This window comes from Acinetobacter endophylla, assembly GCF_053543775.1.
The window spans coordinates 1-301 of the sequence record NZ_JBLVOM010000114.1 but is presented as its reverse complement, the minus strand read 5'-3'; the positions used below and the strand labels follow the sequence as shown (position 1 = coordinate 301).

The following is a 301-nucleotide window of genomic DNA, read 5'->3' as shown; positions in this document are numbered from 1 at the left end:
CAACTGGAAGGTCTTGACCCGGTACCCCGGGGGGAGGGCCGCTACAAAGCGGCAGGGACCTGTCATATCCGAGCGGATTAATTTCCGCTTGCGGTACATGCCCTTTACATCCATTAGCCTGTCCGCCCGACCGGACGAAGGCCCTTGATAAGCAATAATTTGCTGTGGATGCAGCACATGCACTTCTTCATGGTCTCCGATGGTAAAGGCTACAGCTTGTCCACTGCCGGAATCGCCTTCATCTTGGACATCGACGTTCATATTCCCTCCCCCTTCCCCTTTGCGATCCAATCCGTGCTCT

The 301-nt window shown here is 55.1% G+C and carries 1 protein-coding gene; it reads right to left on the bottom strand.

The window, feature by feature from the left end:
* Positions 1–261, bottom strand: a 261-nt coding sequence (locus tag ACNPNW_RS05525; protein WP_448766680.1) for a hypothetical protein, incomplete at its 3' end; no start/stop codon positions are given.
* Positions 262–301: the final 40 nt, after the last annotated feature.